The sequence below is a fragment of the Neobittarella massiliensis (ex Bilen et al. 2018) genome (genome assembly GCF_014269355.1).
In the GTDB taxonomy this organism is placed as follows: domain Bacteria; phylum Bacillota; class Clostridia; order Oscillospirales; family Ruminococcaceae; genus Neobittarella; species Neobittarella massiliensis.
Genome location: NZ_JACOGI010000001.1, coordinates 395,244 through 411,826, shown reverse-complemented (window position 1 = coordinate 411,826; position 16,583 = coordinate 395,244). Strand labels below are relative to the sequence as shown.

Genomic DNA, 16,583 nt, shown 5'->3' with positions numbered 1-16,583 from the left:
TTTTGCGTTTTGTGGCCCCAGCCGGCACTGCCGACTAATAGGGCATGACTTTCATACAGTTTTCTACCGGAAGCAGCGCGGCCAGCTTGTCGCGGGCGTTCTCGAAATCGCGCTGCGACTGCTCGGCGGTGACAAAGGCGGTGTACGCCCCACAGCTCTCGCAGCGACCCAGTTGGCCAAACACCAGCTCGGCTACCTCCAGCACCTTGGCGGTGTCGGCACAGGCCACCCGCAGATAGTGGCCGCACACATCCTGCGCGGCGTCCTGCAAGAAGTCCTCGTCCACCTTTTCCCAGTACAGCGACTGGTGGATGTTCTCGCTGCGCACTGTGTCGATAATATCGGCCACCACTGCGCTGGCGGTGGGCAGTTTACCGGCGCCGCGGCCGTAAAACAGCACGTCGCCCAGCATATCGGAGCGCACCAATATGCCGTTAAACACATCGTCTACCGTGGAGAGCTGGCTGGCGCGGTCGACCAGAGCGGGGCACACCTCGATAAACACGCGGCCATCCTCCTGCTTTTTGGCCCGCCCGATGAGTTTGATCGCATAGCCCAACTGGCCAGCCAGGGCGATATCTTCGGTGGTGACGGTGCGGATGCCGCTGGTGGGCACCTGGTCGGGGAAGATGTGCCGCCCAAAGGCCAGCGAAGCCAAGATGCAGATCTTGCGGCAGCAGTCGTGACCGTCGACGTCGGCGGAGGGATCGATGGTCTCTGCATAGCCCAGCTGCTGGGCCAGCGACAGCGCCTCATCAAAGGAAAGGCCCTCTCTGGCCATTTTGGTGAGCATGAAGTTGGTAGTGCCGTTTAAGATGCCGGCGATCTCGTCGAACTGGTTGGCGGCCAGGCACTGGTGCATGGGGCGGATGATGGGGGTACCGCCGCCCACGCTGGCCTCGAACAGAAAGTTGACCCCCTGCTCTCTGGCGATCTTTAAAAGCTCCCAGCCCTTGGTGGCCACCAGCTCTTTGTTGGAGGTGACGACACTCTTGTGTGCCAGCAGGCTGTCTTTTACAAACTGATAGGCGGGCTTGAGGCCGCCGATAGACTCCACCACCACCGAGATATCGGGGTCGTTTAAGATGATAGAAAAGTCTTTAATGAGCTTATCCTGATTGGGGTCGTCTGTGAAGTCGCGGATATCACAGATGTATTTGACCTCTATTTTTTGGCCGGCCTTTTTGGCGATGCTCTCAGCGTTGCGCTCTATGACCTCTGCCACGCCGGAGCCCACCGTGCCGTACCCGATGATCGCTACCTGTACCAATGCGTTCACTCTCCTAACAGTCGTTTGATCTCGACGATGCCGCCGAGCTTGCCGATCTCCCGCTCCAGCTGTTCTAAGCTGACCGATTCGCCGTCCATGCGAAAAGAAATGGTCACCGGCGCCACTGAATCGATGGGGATGGACTGGTTGATGGTGAGAATATTCACCCCGCAGCCGGTCACTGTGTTGATGAGCTGAGAGAGCACCCCCGGCTCGTCTTTGAGCGAGAAAGAGTAGGTGCACAGCTGCCGCGCGTCTTTGGCCGGGCGAAAGACCCGGTCTTTGTACTTGTAAAAGGCGCTGCGGGAGATGCCCACCCGCTTGACCGCCTCGGAAGAACTCTTGACCGCGCCCTGGGCGATCAGCTCTTTGGCCTCCACCACCTTGGGGTATACCCCCGGCAGGGCGGTAGTCTCTACCAGCAAAAACTTTGGCAAATCGCGCATTCGTCCGTCCCCCATATACTATTGTTTTTCTGACAGAAACAATAGTACCACTTCTGCCATTCCTTTGCAACTGACCGGCGACAAAATCAGAGCGATTCTGTCACCTTCTCTCTATTGGCAAAAAACGTTATTCTCCGGTGATATTTTTTGTGCAACTAGTGCGGTGCATACTTATGTCAAATAGAAAAAGTCCCGGACCCGCAGATAGTGCGGTCCGGGACTTTGATATTGGACGGATTGACCCCTGTCAGGAGACAGTTTTATTTTTGGTAGTCGTACCTGACGAAGAGCTGCTGGAAGATCCGTTTGACGGCGTGCTGCCCGAGGAGGAATTGGATGAGGAGGCCGAGGACGAATTCTTATTCTCCTCTTCCTCGCGGGAGATGGAGGCAGATTTGGAGGCGGAGATACTGGCCGAGCGGGAGGCCTCTTCCTCCTCCTGCTTTTTCTTCTTCTCCTCTTCCTCTTTCTGCTTTTTCTCCTCATCGGTCAGGCACTCGGTGCCGTCGCAGGTCTCGGTGGGCACATTAGATGTCTTGTACCAACCGGTCGCCTTTTCCTTACAGGTGTCGCTGGCGAGCTTGCCGCTCTTGACGCAGTAGGTGCGGGTGGTGACACCGCTGGCCGAGGGGAAGTCTTTATAGGCCAGCCCCTCGTGGATGTGGCCCATGACATCCTGCCAGACGCCAGCGGGCACATAGCCATCCTCGTTCAAATTGGTGTCGAAATCGTAACCCCACCACACGCTGGTGACATAGTATGGCGAGAAACCGACGAACCAGATATCGTGCGCATAGCCGTCTTCATCGGTACTGGTACCGGTCTTGCCGCCCTGGGGCTGATAGCCGAAACCGTAGCCCGAGGCGGTGCCGCCAGCGCGCAGCACCTGCTGCAACATCTGGTTCATGACCTTGGCGCCGGCCGGCGACAGGGCCTGTTTGGTGGTCGGGTTAGACTTATCCAGCAGCGAGTTGCCAAACTGGTCTTCCACCTTGGTGTAGCAGCGGGGCTGATAGTACACGCCGCCAGTGGTAAACGGCACATAGGCGGCAGCCATCTCCAGCGGCGAGATACCGTAGGCCATGCCACCCAAGCCCAGCGAACTCTCGGTATAGTCGCTCACACCAGACGGGTCATCTTCCTCCGCCAACGTGGTGACCCCCAGGTTATCGCGCAGGTGCTGAAATGACTCGGTGATACCCACCTTTTGCAGCACACGGACAGCCAGGGTATTGACAGACTTCTTCAGCCCTTCTTCTACTGTCATTTTGCCCCGGTAGGCGTTGTAGTAGTTTTTGGGCCAGTTTCCGCGCACCGGCTGATCTTCTAAGATAGTGGACCAGTTGACAAGATCTCTGTCGATAGCCGGCCCATAAGAGGCGATGGGCTTGATGGAAGATCCCGGTGGGCGCGGACTGACTGCCCGGTTAAAGCCGCGGTTGGTCTCTTTGACTCCGCGTCCGCCGACCATACCGACGATGTTGCCGTTGACATCCATGACCACCGCCGCCGACTGGGGCTCTTCACCCAAATTGCGGCCCGGGTCGGAGGGGAAGTTGGAGTCGTCCTGGTAGTAGGCCTCCAGATAACTCTGTACCGAGGTATCCATGGGCGTGTGGATGCGCAGGCCGCCGGTGTAGATGAGGCTGATGGCGTCTTCTTCGGAATAGCCCAGTTTTTCCAGATCGTCGGAGACCTGCTCGATCACATAGTCTACATAGTAGCTCTCGATCTTGGTGCCCTGATTGGCAGCGGCAGTATTGAACACCAGTTCCTCGTTCTTGGCTGCCTCGTACTCCTCTTTGGTGATGAACTCGAGCTCGTACATTTTAGCCAGCACCTGTAACTGGCGCTTTTTATTGGCCTCGGGGTTTGTAAACGGATCGTAGGCCGACGGCGCCTGGGTGATACCGGCCAGACAGGCCGCCTCGGCAATGGATACCTGCGAGATATCTTTATTAAAGTACAGGTTGGCCGCCGCCTGCACGCCGTCGGTACCGTTGCCCAGGTGGAAGGTGTTGAGATAGGCCTCTAAAATGCGGTCTTTGGAATAGGTCTTCTCCAGATTGAGCGCGCGGAAGATCTCGCGCGCTTTTCGGGCATATCCCTCCAGCGCATTGGTGGAACGGTCGTTGGTGATATTTTTGATGAGCTGCTGGGTGATGGTACTACCGCCCTGCCGGTTGGAGAAGATCGGCACGATCTCGTTGACGGTAGCGGCAATAGTGCGCTTCCAGTCCACGCCTTTATGGCTGCGGAAACGCTCGTCCTCGATGGCAATAACCGCGTTTTGCATGTGCTTGGGGATCTGATCGATGGACACGTAGATGCGATTGGACTCGCTCTCGAGACGGGTGAGCTCCACCTCGTTGCCGGCGGCATCCTGGCCGTAAATGATGGTGGTGTAGGGCAGCTTGACCTTGTCGAGGTCCAGCAGCTGGTCGTCGTCTTTCATGGTGGAGAACACGTACATCACAAAAGATGTGGCAGCCACCGAGCCGACGATCACGCAGACCATAAAGATCGAGAGCACGACCCGAAACCAGGTGCGGTCGCGCAGCCGTTTCTTCCCCTTTTTGTTGAGCTTTACCTCTTTTTTGGGCTTTTTGGTTTTCTTCGACTGTTTATCGGTCTTCCCATTCGCGGCAAGCGCTTTTTTCTCGTCCCGGTCTTTGGGGTCCGGGCCAGAAAGGTGCTTGTTGTCTGGCATAGAACCGACCTCCTTGCTTGTGTTAAGGCGCAACATATGCAGCGCAAATTCGCTGTTTTACAGCCGCTCAGTCCCCGGCGGAAAAACCGCAAAAAACCGAGCGCCGGATACCCGGCCGCCGCCGGACCAGTATCTGGGCACTGGACTGGTTGACCGCGCCAAAGGGTACAGAGCGGCCTGGGTATACAAGAACAGGTTACATTATAGCATATCTGTCGGGGTTTGTTAAATGCCCCCGAAGCATATTCATGGAAATTTAAGAGAATACTACCAGTGCGAGGTGATCGTTATGCGCAAAAAAACTATGGTCCTCACCGGCGTGACCGCCGCGGCATTTTTGCTCTTCTGCCTTTTATTCTCTATGACAGTAGGATGGCTGCAAGCTAAGGGAGATATGCAGGCGGGCGCCTACCCCCACTACACCATAACCCAGGTGGAGGGGCAACTGGCGGTATACAGCCCCGGTGAAAAGGAGCCCCAACTATATGACGTGTACATCGACACGCTGCCCCAGACCGAGCAGCAGCGGCTGCGCGAAGGCGTGGAGGTATACACGCAGCGGGAGCTCAAGAGCCTGTTGGAGGACTACACCAGCTAGCGGGAGAGCAGCACAGACTGCTGCGCCAAAAGAGGTGCCCGGCGGTACATTGGTACTGCCGGGCACCTCTTTTATATAGAAGATAGCCGCTATTCTTTTTTAGATCGCATCTCGTTGAGCGGATTTTGCAGGTGCAGCGCTTTGAGCACGGTGCGGTTCATGGTCTTGACCCCAAACTCCACCATCGGCCCGGTGCACAGCACACTGAGCACGGTGCCCACACCCAGCACGCCGCCCATGACGAACCCCAGAATGAGGTAGGTGGCGTCAAAAGCCATTTTGAGGTACTTGTAGTGCCAACCGGTCCAGTCGATGATGCGAAAGATGATGGCATCGGTAGAGCCCAGGCCAAAGCGCAGCGACACCGTGACCGAGATGCCCACACACATGATGGTCTGCCCCAGGATGAAAAACAGCGCCCGCTGCCACATGGTGAGGACCATAGGGTCTATACCGACAAACAAAAATTCGTACAGCTTTAAGAACGGCCCCATCAACATGCCGCCCAGCACGGTACCGATATATACGTTGCGCCAGGCGATGATGCAGGCCAGCACGATAAAGGTGCCGTTATACAGGAGCGAGGCGTTGGAGTAGGCCATACCCAGTACTTTGGAGATGCCCTCGATAAACAGCGAGGTGGGGTCGATACCCAGCCGCGCCTTAAGACACAGGCTCACCCCCAGAGCCGAGAACATAGGCCCGAAGATAAAGACCGGCAGCTTGTGACAGGCCTCCAGCAGTTTGCTTTTCACAGTGGCGTTCATACAGTTTCTTCCTCTCTCTTTTGGTGTTTTGATCTATCTTTGGGGACCCGGACGCCAGCGCCCGGGCAATATCAGCGCTTGCGTACCGCCACGGGACGGGACTTCTTTTTGGCCTTCATTTCGTTGAGGGGATTTTGCAGCCCCAATTTTTTGAGCAGTGTGCGGTTGAGAAACTTTACCCCCACCTCGACGATGGGGCCGGTGGTGAGCATGCTGAGCACCGTGCCCACGCCCAGCACACCACCCATGAGGAAACCGACAGTCAGGTAGGTGGCGTCAAACGTCATTTTCAGGTATTTATAGTGCCAGCCGGTGACCGAACAGATCTTGAAGATGATCGCGTCGGAGGAGCCGAGACCAAACCGCAGCGACACGTTGACCGAGATGCCCAGGCACATGATGACCTGACCGACAGCAAAGAAGAGGAAGCGCTGCCACAGGACCAGCGAGGCCGGGTCGATGAAGGCCAGCACATGCTCGTACACCTTTAAAAAAGGCCCCATGAGCATGCCCGAGAGCACGGTGCCGATGTAGATGTTCTTCCAGGCCAGGATACAGGCCAGCAAAATAAAACTGCCGTTATACAGGAGCGAGGCGTTGGAGTAGGCCATACCCAGCACCTTGGAGAGCCCCTCGATAAACAGCGAGATCGGGTCGAGGCCCAGTGCGGCTTTTAGACACAGGCTGATGCCCAGTGCTGAGAGCAGCGGTGCAAAAATAAAGATCGGCAGTTTCTTTCCCGCCTCGGTCAGCCTGTCTTTCACGCTCTGTTTCACGGCCGTTCCTCCCCTGTGTTCGCCTGTTTTTGGCAAGTATCGACTGCACAGCAGCCATAGTAAATATTATACAGCTCTCTGCATTTTCACACAATAAAGGTCTGCAGAGAAAAAGCCTGATATATTTTAGGCAGAAACACAGTTGTGCGCCAAAAAGCGGCGTGCTACACAGCTATGCTGGTTCACGCCGCTTTTGACAGTTTATTTTGTACTATTTTTCTGACAGCTGCTCGGTGAGCTGGTCGTAGAGCTGATCGGTAGTGTCGTCGTTGCCGCCATTTATGTAATAGAGCGTGCCGTCTTTGGTGGTGATACGCAGCGACTTGGCGCCGCCGTTGTCGTAGAGCACGGCAGTCTCGCCGCCTTTGAGGTGGTACTTGCCCCGGTAGGTGCCGTTGAACTCGGCCACCTGACCGGCGGCTTCTTTGCGCTCGGGGATGCGCTCGACCTCTTCGAGCAGCTGGATATCCGTCAGGGCGATCTCGGTCTGGCTGGGCCCGGAGATAGCGAGCGCCTCATCGGTCACTTTAAAGCTATTGGGACCAAACGAATAGGTAAAGGTGGTGGCGAAGTAGAGCAGGCTCACCAGCACTGCGGCGATGGTGCAGACTTTACCCGGCCCTTTTTTGGCGTCTTTTTGCAAAAAGGTCTTGCCGATAAAGCGGATGAGCAAAAACAGGTACACCGCCATGAGCAGATCTTTAAAGATGAGGTAGCCCATGAGTTGGCAGATACCGGAGACAGCCGACACCGCGCCCATGATATACAGGCTCTTCTGTGAAAAAGACTGGCGCTGGACCTCGATCTCTTCCATCTGCTCGTTGGTGAGCTTGGGGTCGTAATAGGTGATAAACAGGGTCAGGATCTTCTTTTGGGTGCAGTAGCCCAAAGCCAGCATGGAAACGCCCAACAGTATGGCAAACACAGCAGTTTCTCCTTTATAAAAGCATCAAATATCTTTTATCTTAGCACAATGCGACAGAAAAGGAAATAAACAAATTTTGAACTTGTTAAAAACTAGACAATGCCTGTCATTTTCAGCAAAACACATAATTTCATTTGGGGATGTTTATGCAAAAACGCTCAATTTTTCGGTATTTACCCGTTGAAATCAACCAACTTTTTGCGTATAATGCTAATTAGGGAACGTTGTAGTTTTTTACAACGCCACTATTTTGAAAGGGGTTAAGACCAATGACCAACAATAAAAATGTCTTGAACTGGGTCGAAGAGATGGTAGCACTCTGCAAACCCGACAAGGTCGTCTGGATCGACGGCAGCGAGAAGCAGCTGGACGAGATCCGGAACCTGTCTATCTCCACCGGCGAGATGGAAAAACTCAACGAGGAGAAACTGCCGGGCTGCTATCTGCACAGAACCGCAGAGAACGACGTGGCCCGTGTCGAGCATAGAACATTCATCTGCACCAGAGATGAAAAAGACGCCGGCCCTACCAACAACTGGGAAGACCCGAAAGTCATGTACGAGAAACTGGGCAAGATGTTTGACGGTGTGATGAAGGGCCGCACCATGTACGTGATTCCTTACTGCATGGGCCCCATCGGCTCCAAGCTGTCGAAAGTCGGCGTTGAGCTGACCGACTCTACTTATGTTGTGCTGAACATGGCCATCATGACCAGAATGGGTCAGGCCGCTTTTGAGCAGCTGGGCGAGACCTCTAACGACTTTGTGCGCGGCCTGCACTCCAAAGCCGACATCGACGAGGAGAACCGCTACATCTGCCACTTCCCCGAGGACAACACGATTTGGTCGATCAACTCCGGTTACGGCGGCAACGTTCTGCTGGGCAAGAAGTGCTTTGCGCTGCGCATCGCCTCTTTCCAGGGCAAAAACGAGGGCTGGATGGCCGAGCATATGCTCATTCTGGGTATCGAGAATCCCCAGGGCGAGGTCAAATATGTCACCGCTGCTTTCCCCTCGGCCTGCGGCAAGACCAACCTGGCCATGCTCATTCCGCCTGAGGTCTACACCGAGAAAGGCTACAAAGTATGGACCGTGGGCGACGATATCGCCTGGCTGCGCATCGGCGACGACGGCAGACTGTGGGCCATCAACCCCGAGGCCGGTTTCTTCGGCGTTGCCCCCGGCACCAACATGAAGTCTAACCCCAACGCACTGAAATCCACCATGCAGGGCACTATCTTCACCAACGTGGTCCACAATCTGGACGACAACACTGTTTGGTGGGAGGGCCTGGATAAGAACCCGCCGAAGAATGCTGTTGACTGGAAAGGCAACAAGTGGGACCCCGAGAGCGGCGTAAAAGGCGCACACCCCAACAGCCGTTTCACCGCCCCCGCCAAGAATTGCCCCTGCGTCAGCCCCGAGTTTGACAACCCGAAAGGCGTGCCGATCTCGGCTATCGTGTTTGGTGGCCGCCGCGCCAAGACCGCTCCGCTGGTCTACCAGGCAAGAGATTGGCAGAACGGCGTGTTCGTAGGTTCGATCATGGCCTCTGAGACCACCGCTGCCGCTACCGGCGCTGTTGGTGTGGTCCGCCGTGACCCCATGGCTATGCTGCCTTTCTGCGGCTACCACATGGGCGACTACTGGAAACACTGGCTGGAGATGGGCAAGAAGCTGGGCGACAAAGCGCCGAAGATCTTCAACGTCAACTGGTTTAGAACCGACGACGAAGGCCACTTCATCTGGCCCGGTTTCGGCGATAACATGCGTGTTCTGGAGTGGATCATCAACCGCTGCGAAGGCAAAGCTGACGCCGTTGAGACCCCGATCGGCTACGAGCCCAAAGCCGAGGACATCAACCTGGAGGGGCTGGACCTGTCTCTGGACACCCTCAAAGGCCTGCTGAATGTCGACAAAGATCTGTGGAAAGAAGAGGCCAAAGGCATCCGCGAGTTCTACGGCAAATTTGGCGACAGACTGCCCACCGAGATGATGGACGAGCTGAATAAACTGGAGGCCAACCTGAACAAGTAAGGTATGCCTGCTTTAAAAAGGCCGCGTTTGATGCGCGGCCTTTTTTATATCCGTTCTTTTCGGCCTGAAAAGCCGCGCTATAGAATAGAATTTGAGGAGGCACGCCGATGCAAACTGTTTTGACCGCATATCTGGTCGCGGTAAATCTGGCCGGTCTACTGCTGTGCGCCACTGACAAATACCGGGCCAAAAAGGGGCGCTGGCGCATACCGGAACACACCCTGATGTCGGTCGCGGCTCTGGGTGGCTGCTTTGGCCTGTACCTGGGAATGAAAGCCTGCCACCACAAGACCCGCCACCCCAAATTTTATGTGGGCGTGCCGCTCTTATGCCTGATGTGGGCAGCTGTAGTGGGACTGGCCTGGTGGAACGGATGGCTGTAGAAGCGCCACCGGCTGCCCCATAAGATGACAGTGCCACCCTTTTTCAGATCCCGCCCAAGGCAGCACAAAATAGCAGATGGATGTAGGACCGGTCATGCAAGCATTTCTCAGCAGCAAAAAAAGCGCCAGCGGCAGAGCTCTGCCGCTGGCGCTTTTTTATGATCTTATTCTAGTCAGCGAATGCGCCGGCACTCCAGGTAAAAGCGCTTATCCCAGGCATGGCCCATCGAAAAGGTCTTGCGCGGCAAGGCGCCGTCGAGCACCACTGTGCGAAACAGATCTTCTTTTTGCATAGCCGGCAGCAAAAAGCCCACCGTATTGGGCTGCGCCGTAAGTGCAGCCACTGCCTGCTCGCCGTGGATATAGTCGACCCGGCCGCCACACTGCGCCAGATAGCTGTCTAAAAAGTTTTGCAGGGTCCCCACCGGCAGATTGGAGGTGGGCGTTTTTAAGCAGTAGTCCTGCACACAGTCGCCTATTTGAACTTTTATCTGCTGACCAGCTGATTCAGAGCTCGCCGGTACTGCACCACACTGCGCCGATAAGGCCTCCAGCAGCTGTTGGGGCTGCACGCCAAAGGCCACCCGGTGAATAGGCTCGAACACCAGCGACTCGTCGTGCAGGTTGACCACCTCCACCAGCGCATAGCGGGCCGGGTGCATAAGGGCTTGCTGGGGGGAGAGCTGCTTTTTGATCTGCTCATAACAGGTCTTGGCGGTGGCCAACGAGTGGTTGCCGTCGCCCACCGCAAAAAGCAGCGGGGCTTGGCTCTGCGTGCCGCAGCGGCGATTAAAGCCGTCGGTATCGGCCAGCTCTGACAGCGCCTGCATGATACGCCAGTTCTCGGCCCCATCGCACAGATACCCCACGGCGCGGCCACTGTCTTGCATGAGCGGAGTATCGTACACCTGTTCCAGCTGCTCCACCCGCTGCTCAATGGGCTCGATAACGGTGTGCGCCCGGTCGTCGATGAGCAGCATCACGTGGGGGCACTCCAGTGCAGCCTGCTGCCGCACCCGTACCCGGGGCGGTATGCGTTCGAGCACAGTTCCCTCGGTGGCCCGCACCAACGACTGGGAGCCAGGGGCGAAGTCATAGCACTCCAGATCAATGATGCCCAGCAGGCCGCGGCGGATACCGCCGTCGCGCAGTGTTCGCCGCAGATATAAAAAATCGGAAAACGGCTCCAGCAGATCGCGCTGCAGGTAGTCCTCCATGGCGGCGCCGGCGCTCTTTATCCGCTTGTCGATATCGTCTTTTTCCAGATCACATTCGGGGATGATCATATGCAGTGTTGACGGGGCTTCCCCCACCTGCTGCCGCACCTGCTCCCAGTATTCGGGCTGAGAGGTGTACTGGTCGCAGGCCACGACACACCACTTTTGCAGATCCACTTCTTTTTTGGGGATGTACAGGTCGCCGGGGAAAAAGCCGGTCTTGTTCATCAAATCAACCTCTCTAATGGCAGCGGTCCGCCGCCGATCTACGTAAAATAGCCGGTCACTCTTCCCTTCCGGCTAAAGCGATATTACTGCTGGCCCACGGGAAAAATGTCGCCGGAATACAGCACCTCCTGCCGCCCCTCTCTGGCAATGAGCAGCCCGCCGTCTTCGGCGATATCCAGCAGCTGGGCCTGCACCCGTTGCCCCTGCGGCAGGTGCAGCGAGACCTGCTGCCCGCGATACAGCATCTGCTGGCGGTAATCCTGTATGATCTGCGCCCAATTCTCTTGAAATAGCTGTTCCAACTGCTGCTCGATCCCGGTGAGCACCGCATCGAGCAGATCTGACCGGGATATATCGCGCCCCGCAGAGCCGACCAGCGCAGTGGCTACCGACACCAATTCGGGGGGAAAAGCAGTCTCTTTTACATTGATACCCACCCCTACCACCGCGTAGTCCAGCGAGCCGGTCTCGGCTACCAAGCTGCACTCAGTGAGGATACCACAGCACTTTTTGCCCGCCAGCAGCAGATCGTTGGGCCACTTGATGGACGGCGATACGCCGCACAGAGCTCCAATACCGGCACTGGTACCCAAGGCCACCGCCATCGTTAAAAAACGCAGTGCCTGCAGTGACAGCGGGCGGCAGATGGCAAAGGAAAAGTAGAGCCCGCTGCTGGCCGGCGAGTAAAAGCTGCGGCCCTGCCGTCCCCGGCCAGCAGTTTGATGGCCCGCCACCAGCAGACAGCCGTCGGAAAGATCACCGGTACCGGCCAGCGCGCGCAGTGCCGAATTGGTAGAGGGCACCTCATCTCTATAAAAAGCAGTAGCACCCAGATAATGGCCCCTGCGGCGGCGCTGTATCTCGTGGGACGAGAGCACATCGCCATCCGCCTCCAGCCGGTAACCGCCGCTCTGGATAGCGGTGATGGGGTAGCCCTCTTTTTTCAGGGCGCCTATCGCCTTCCACACTGCGGTGCGCGACACACCGGTCTCTTGCACCAGCTGGGCACTGGATACGACCTGCCCGATCTGCTGTCTGAGCCGCTGCAATACAGTGTATTTGGTCTCGCTCACCGGGCACCTCCTTATCCTCTGCATGCTACTGTGCGCGGTCCTCTTCGTGCAAGTAGTATAGCATGTTTTTATAGGGCAATCAATCATGTCAAAACTCGGTGGACAGACAAAAAAGCGCACCGCTCGGCATATGCATAGAAAGCGGGCAGTGAAAATGCCTGTAATAACCAGGAAAACGGTGATTTTTGATGTATACCGCGTTTATCTGCCTGATACTGGCAAACCTGCTGTACTTTGCGCTGCACATCTCCAGCCAGAGCAGTTTTCCCAAACCGCTGGATAAAGAGGAGGAAGCTGACCTCTTTAGGAAATACAAAGAGGAAGGAGACATGGAGGCCCGCGGCAAGCTGATCGAGCACAACCTGCGACTGGTGGCCCACATCTGCAAAAAATACTACGCTGCCGGGCAGGCCGACCAGGATGATCTGGTGTCTATCGGCACGATCGGGCTGATCAAGGCTGTATCTACCTTCAACCATCAAAAGGGGATACGCTTTGCCACCTACGCCGCCAAATGTATAGAGAATGAGATACTGATGCAGTTTCGATCTCAGAAGAAAAATGCCGGGCTGCTGTACATCAATGACTCTATTGAGCAGGACGGCGAAGGCGGCAGCCTGACCTACTTAGATGTGGTGGCCGACGATACCGATATCGTCGAGACCATTGACCTGGGGATACGCTCGGAGAAGATGATCCACCTGATCAACACAGTGCTCACCCCCCGCGAGCGCATCATTATCAAGTTGCGCTTTGGCCTCAATAACCAGCGTCCACAGACCCAAAAAGAGGTGGCTGGTCTGCTGGGCATCTCCCGCTCGTATGTGAGCCGGATCGAGAAGAAGGCTTTGGGAAAGCTGTATAAGGGGCTTAAAGATATGGGGCAGGCCCCTGGGCGATAAAAAATGTGCAGACAGCAGCGAACTGTCTGCACATTTTTTTACGTATTGTAGATGTATACAGCTATACCCTATAGGCGATCGCTGCCGGTGGGTAGCTCCCCCGCCTTGCGCAGAGCGTATTTGGCCACTGCCGGGCCGACGATATCGCACAGCAGTGTGGAGCAGAGCACCACTGTGTGGATAGCGGCACCGTGTTGGGGCAGCTGCTGAGCGGCCAGCAGCGAAAGCCCCACTGCCACCCCGGCCTGGGGCAGCAGCGCCGGGCCCAGATATTTCTGTACCGAGACCGGACTGTGCGTCAGCTTGGCACCCAGCGCCGAGCCCAGTGTTTTACCCAGCGCCCGCATCACCAGGTAGAGAATACCGATCAGGCCCACCGACGGCAGCAGCGAGAGCTGCATTTTGGCCCCGGAGATAACAAAGAACAGCAAAAATACCGGCGGGGCTATCGAGTCGGCAATTCTGGGGATGGCCGCAGCATCCTGTTGCAGGTTAGCCAGCGCCGCCCCCATACAGAGCAGCATCAAAAGCGCCGAAAGGCCCAGAAGATCGGCCAGCGCTACCCCCAGCAGGATAAAGCTGCAGGTGAGGATGAGCCGGCTCTCGCGGCCTTTAAAAAAGCGAAGCGGTACCGAAAAAGCCATGCCCAATCCAATGCCGATAAACAGCGCCCCGGCCAACTCGATGACCGGGCCGACCATAGCCATTCCAACCTCGCGGGGGGAACTGCCGATCCCATCGTGCAGTAGGGTGGTAGCGGCCGAGGCGATGCCAAAAGCCACCAGCGCCACCGCATCGTCCAGTGCCACTACCGCCAGCAATGTATCGGTAAAGGGGCCGCTGGCCCGGTATTGGCGCGCCACCATGATGATGGAGATCGGCGCGGTGGCGGCGGCAATAGCAGCCAGCATAACTGCGCAGTCGGCCGGATAGCCAGCTATCAGCAGTGCTGCCAGCACCAAAGCCACCGCCCCCAGCGACTCGCATAAGGTAATGATGAGGGGCGTTTTGCCCAGCTTTTTTAAATAGGAGAGCTTGCAGTCGCTCCCCACCAAAAAAGCGATGAATCCCAGTGCCACTTCACCGAATGCCTCCATCCCCGTCAGCGCGGTGGCGGGGATCAGCCCCAACACGCTGGGGCCGATCAGCAGCCCTGCCACCAGGTAGCCGGTGACGTTGGGCAGGTAAAAGCGCTTGGCCAAACGGCCGAACAGCAGCCCTATCAGTAAAATGACACCCAGATAGAACAGGATGCTCCTCTCCACCCTACTCTGCGCCCCCGATACCCGCAGTAAAGCTCACCGGCACGGCAAACATGATACCGGTATCGGGTTTGGAGAGATCGCCCACCACGTCGGTCACGATCTGTTTGACTGCCGGTATCTTCTCCTCGGGCAGCACAGTAAAAATGGTGCGGTTCTCCTCCCGTACGGGACTGAACATCATGCGCAGCGAGCCGAAGATGCGCAGATCGTCTTTGCCCCCCAATACCCGGGCCATACCGGTAGACTCGATCACTGTGGCGCCGCTGATGCCCCCCTCGGCAAAACGGACCAGCAGTTCCTCCAGACACTCGAACTTGTTTAGGATGATCACGACCAGATGCATCATATACTTTCCCCCTATAGCGGGCCGCAAACCACTTTTTAAAGGGGAGCAGTGCCTCCCGCCTTATCTCTGCGGCCACCTATCGTTACCAGTATTATACCACAAAACGGATGGGAGGGAAAAGTGTTACCATCCGTTTTGGACGGTGCGGTTAAACGTAAGGCCACCGCTTACCTCTACCGCTGTCTCCGCGCACGAAAAAAGCAGCGGCCACACAAACAGTAGCCGCTGCCGCCGGATATTCTATGCCAGATATCAGAGCACTTTAGAGAGGAAGTCGATGGTGCGGGGATTTTGTGGGTGATCGAACAGCTGCGACGGCGTGCCCTGCTCGACGATCTTTCCCTCGTCCATAAACAGGATGCGGTCCCCCACTTCGCGGGCAAAACGCATCTCGTGGGTGACCACCACCATGGTCATACCGCCCCGGGCCAGCTCTTTCATGACATCGAGCACCTCGCCGACCATCTCGGGGTCAAGCGCGGAGGTGGGCTCGTCAAACAGCATCACTTCCGGGTCCATAGCCAGTGCCCGGGCGATGGCTACCCGCTGCTTTTGCCCACCCGAGAGCGATGCCGGGTATGCCTGAGCCTTATCGGCCAGACCCACCCGTTCCAGCAGCTCCAGCGCCCGTTTTTTGGCTTCAGCAGGCTTTTGTTTTTTCACCTGGATGGGGGCCAGCGTAATATTTTCGAGTACCTTACGGCCGGAAAAGAGGCCAAACTGCTGAAAAACCATGCCCATCTTTTCGCGCACCTGATCGATCTTTACCTTTTTGGCGGTGATCTCCTCTCCGTCAAAAAAGATCTGACCGCTGGTGGGCTGCTCGAGCAGATTGAGACAGCGCAAAAATGTAGACTTTCCCGAGCCCGAAGGGCCGATGACCACCACCACTTCTCCTTTTTCCACCGTTTCGGTGATGTCGCGCAACACCTGATTGTCGCCAAAGGATTTACAGAGTTCTCTCACGCAGATCACTTTGCTTACACCTCCTCTCGATAAACAGCATCAGCCGTCCCAGCGGGAAGGTGAGCACGAAATAGAAGATCGCTGCCACTGCCAGCGGTGTAAACGGCAGGAAAGTGGCGCCGGTGACCATTTTCGCGGTGAACAGCACTTCTGCCACCCCCAGCACAGAGGCCATGGAGGAGCCCTTGATCACGCTGACGAACTCGTTGCCGATAGCCGGCAAGATATTTTTGATCGCCTGGGGCATCGTGATAAAGCGCATGGTCTGAACCTTGTTCAGCCCCAGACTGCGGGCGGCTTCGATCTGGGCTTTGTCGACCCCCTCGATGCCGGCGCGGACGATCTCGGCGATGTACACACTGGAGTTCATGACGATGGCCACCACCGCCGCCTGAAAGGTGGTGAAGTCGATACCCAGCAGCAGCTTGCTGCCCGAGTAGACCAGCAGCAGGAGCAGTAACATGGGCACACAGCGAATGACCTCGATAAAGACCACAGCGATCCACCGCAGCGGCCGGAACGGGCCGATGCCGAACCGGGATGTCTTCATCCAGTAGATGATGACCCCCAGCAGAGTGGCAAAGAGAATAGCCAGTATCGACAGCTGCAGGGTCACCACCAAGCTGCTGTAATAACTGCCCTTATAGGCGTTCCAAAAACTAAAATCCCACACGA

16 protein-coding genes are annotated in these 16,583 nt (G+C 56.6%); 4 read left to right on the top strand and 12 right to left on the bottom strand.

Annotated elements, in window-relative coordinates; all coding sequences use genetic code 11:
- Positions 1–34 precede the first annotated feature (34 nt).
- From H8K20_RS01945 to H8K20_RS01935, 3 genes are all read right to left on the bottom strand, one after another.
- Positions 35–1,270, bottom strand: coding sequence for a homoserine dehydrogenase (locus tag H8K20_RS01945; RefSeq protein WP_186488185.1), 1,236 nt, complete (start codon positions 1,268–1,270; stop codon positions 35–37).
- 5 nt (positions 1,271–1,275) lie between these two features.
- Positions 1,276–1,716 (bottom strand): ACT domain-containing protein, encoded by a 441-nt coding sequence (locus H8K20_RS01940; RefSeq protein WP_164998089.1) that lies wholly within the window; start codon positions 1,714–1,716, stop codon positions 1,276–1,278.
- 247 nt (positions 1,717–1,963) lie between these two features.
- A complete protein-coding gene (locus H8K20_RS01935; protein ID WP_178089738.1) occupies positions 1,964–4,426 on the bottom strand; it encodes a transglycosylase domain-containing protein in 2,463 nt (820 codons plus the stop codon).
- 289 nt (positions 4,427–4,715) lie between these two features.
- Here H8K20_RS01935 and H8K20_RS01930 point away from each other — a divergent pair, with 289 nt between their 5' ends.
- Positions 4,716–5,024 (top strand): BofC C-terminal domain-containing protein, encoded by a 309-nt coding sequence (locus H8K20_RS01930; RefSeq protein ID WP_154865884.1) that lies wholly within the window; start codon positions 4,716–4,718, stop codon positions 5,022–5,024.
- Between the two features lie 89 nt (positions 5,025–5,113).
- Here the strand turns inward: H8K20_RS01930 and H8K20_RS01925 are convergent, their stop codons facing one another.
- The 3 genes from H8K20_RS01925 to H8K20_RS01915 form a co-directional block, all read right to left on the bottom strand.
- Positions 5,114–5,791 carry a YczE/YyaS/YitT family protein gene (locus H8K20_RS01925; protein WP_186487319.1) on the bottom strand — a complete coding sequence of 226 codons (678 nt, stop codon included), beginning with the start codon at positions 5,789–5,791 and terminating at the stop codon, positions 5,114–5,116.
- A gap of 71 nt (positions 5,792–5,862) precedes the next feature.
- Positions 5,863–6,567: a DUF6198 family protein gene (locus tag H8K20_RS01920; RefSeq protein ID WP_186487318.1), complete on the bottom strand. Its 705-nt coding sequence runs from the start codon at positions 6,565–6,567 to the stop codon at positions 5,863–5,865.
- Positions 6,568–6,778: 211 nt separating this feature from the next.
- Complete coding sequence (locus tag H8K20_RS01915; RefSeq protein ID WP_105203482.1) at positions 6,779–7,492, bottom strand: hypothetical protein; 714 nt, start codon at positions 7,490–7,492, stop codon at positions 6,779–6,781.
- A gap of 269 nt (positions 7,493–7,761) precedes the next feature.
- Here H8K20_RS01915 and H8K20_RS01910 point away from each other — a divergent pair, with 269 nt between their 5' ends.
- Together H8K20_RS01910 and H8K20_RS01905 are read left to right on the top strand one after the other, a co-directional pair.
- Positions 7,762–9,528, top strand: coding sequence for a phosphoenolpyruvate carboxykinase (GTP) (locus H8K20_RS01910; RefSeq protein ID WP_105203481.1), 1,767 nt, complete (start codon positions 7,762–7,764; stop codon positions 9,526–9,528).
- Between the two features lie 107 nt (positions 9,529–9,635).
- Positions 9,636–9,911: a DUF1294 domain-containing protein gene (locus H8K20_RS01905; RefSeq protein WP_186487317.1), complete on the top strand. Its 276-nt coding sequence runs from the start codon at positions 9,636–9,638 to the stop codon at positions 9,909–9,911.
- A 173-nt stretch (positions 9,912–10,084) separates the two neighbouring features.
- Here the strand turns inward: H8K20_RS01905 and H8K20_RS01900 are convergent, their stop codons facing one another.
- Together H8K20_RS01900 and H8K20_RS01895 are read right to left on the bottom strand one after the other, a co-directional pair.
- The gene (locus H8K20_RS01900) at positions 10,085–11,356 is read right to left on the bottom strand and encodes a DUF1015 domain-containing protein (protein ID WP_186487316.1); all 1,272 of its coding nucleotides are present in this window, start codon (positions 11,354–11,356) and stop codon (positions 10,085–10,087) included.
- A gap of 83 nt (positions 11,357–11,439) precedes the next feature.
- Positions 11,440–12,429, bottom strand: a complete 990-nt coding sequence (locus tag H8K20_RS01895; protein ID WP_186487315.1) for a biotin--[acetyl-CoA-carboxylase] ligase — start codon at positions 12,427–12,429, stop codon at positions 11,440–11,442.
- A gap of 188 nt (positions 12,430–12,617) precedes the next feature.
- On the opposite strand from H8K20_RS01895, the gene sigK reads away from it, so the two are divergent.
- The gene (sigK, locus tag H8K20_RS01890; RefSeq protein ID WP_105203477.1) at positions 12,618–13,331 is read left to right on the top strand and encodes an RNA polymerase sporulation sigma factor SigK; all 714 of its coding nucleotides are present in this window, start codon (positions 12,618–12,620) and stop codon (positions 13,329–13,331) included.
- A 68-nt stretch (positions 13,332–13,399) separates the two neighbouring features.
- Here the strand turns inward: sigK and H8K20_RS01885 are convergent, their stop codons facing one another.
- The 4 genes from H8K20_RS01885 to H8K20_RS01870 form a co-directional block, all read right to left on the bottom strand.
- Complete coding sequence (locus tag H8K20_RS01885; RefSeq protein WP_186487314.1) at positions 13,400–14,596, bottom strand: cation:proton antiporter domain-containing protein; 1,197 nt, start codon at positions 14,594–14,596, stop codon at positions 13,400–13,402.
- Position 14,597: 1 nt separating this feature from the next.
- Positions 14,598–14,942, bottom strand: a complete 345-nt coding sequence (locus tag H8K20_RS01880; protein WP_186487313.1) for a hypothetical protein — start codon at positions 14,940–14,942, stop codon at positions 14,598–14,600.
- Positions 14,943–15,194: 252 nt separating this feature from the next.
- On the bottom strand, positions 15,195–15,917 hold the full coding sequence (locus H8K20_RS01875) for an ATP-binding cassette domain-containing protein (protein WP_186487312.1): 723 nt from the start codon (positions 15,915–15,917) through the stop codon (positions 15,195–15,197).
- Positions 15,892–16,581 (bottom strand): amino acid ABC transporter permease, encoded by a 690-nt coding sequence (locus H8K20_RS01870; protein WP_164998085.1) that lies wholly within the window; start codon positions 16,579–16,581, stop codon positions 15,892–15,894. Before H8K20_RS01870 ends, H8K20_RS01875 begins: the two co-directional genes overlap by 26 nt.
- Positions 16,582–16,583: the final 2 nt, after the last annotated feature.

What these genes read in the sequence shown, in the direction of transcription:
- H8K20_RS01940 (WP_164998089.1), bottom strand. Translation starts at nt 1,716, where the DNA reads ATGCGCGATTTGCCAAAGTTTTTGCTGGTAGAGACTACCGCCCTGCCG.
- H8K20_RS01935 (WP_178089738.1), bottom strand. Translation starts at nt 4,426, where the DNA reads ATGCCAGACAACAAGCACCTTTCTGGCCCGGACCCCAAAGACCGGGAC.
- H8K20_RS01930 (WP_154865884.1), top strand. Translation starts at nt 4,716, where the DNA reads ATGCGCAAAAAAACTATGGTCCTCACCGGCGTGACCGCCGCGGCATTT.
- H8K20_RS01925 (WP_186487319.1), bottom strand. Translation starts at nt 5,791, where the DNA reads ATGAACGCCACTGTGAAAAGCAAACTGCTGGAGGCCTGTCACAAGCTG.
- H8K20_RS01910 (WP_105203481.1), top strand. Translation starts at nt 7,762, where the DNA reads ATGACCAACAATAAAAATGTCTTGAACTGGGTCGAAGAGATGGTAGCA.
- H8K20_RS01905 (WP_186487317.1), top strand. Translation starts at nt 9,636, where the DNA reads ATGCAAACTGTTTTGACCGCATATCTGGTCGCGGTAAATCTGGCCGGT.
- H8K20_RS01900 (WP_186487316.1), bottom strand. Translation starts at nt 11,356, where the DNA reads ATGAACAAGACCGGCTTTTTCCCCGGCGACCTGTACATCCCCAAAAAA.
- sigK (WP_105203477.1), top strand. Translation starts at nt 12,618, where the DNA reads ATGTATACCGCGTTTATCTGCCTGATACTGGCAAACCTGCTGTACTTT.
- H8K20_RS01880 (WP_186487313.1), bottom strand. Translation starts at nt 14,942, where the DNA reads ATGATGCATCTGGTCGTGATCATCCTAAACAAGTTCGAGTGTCTGGAG.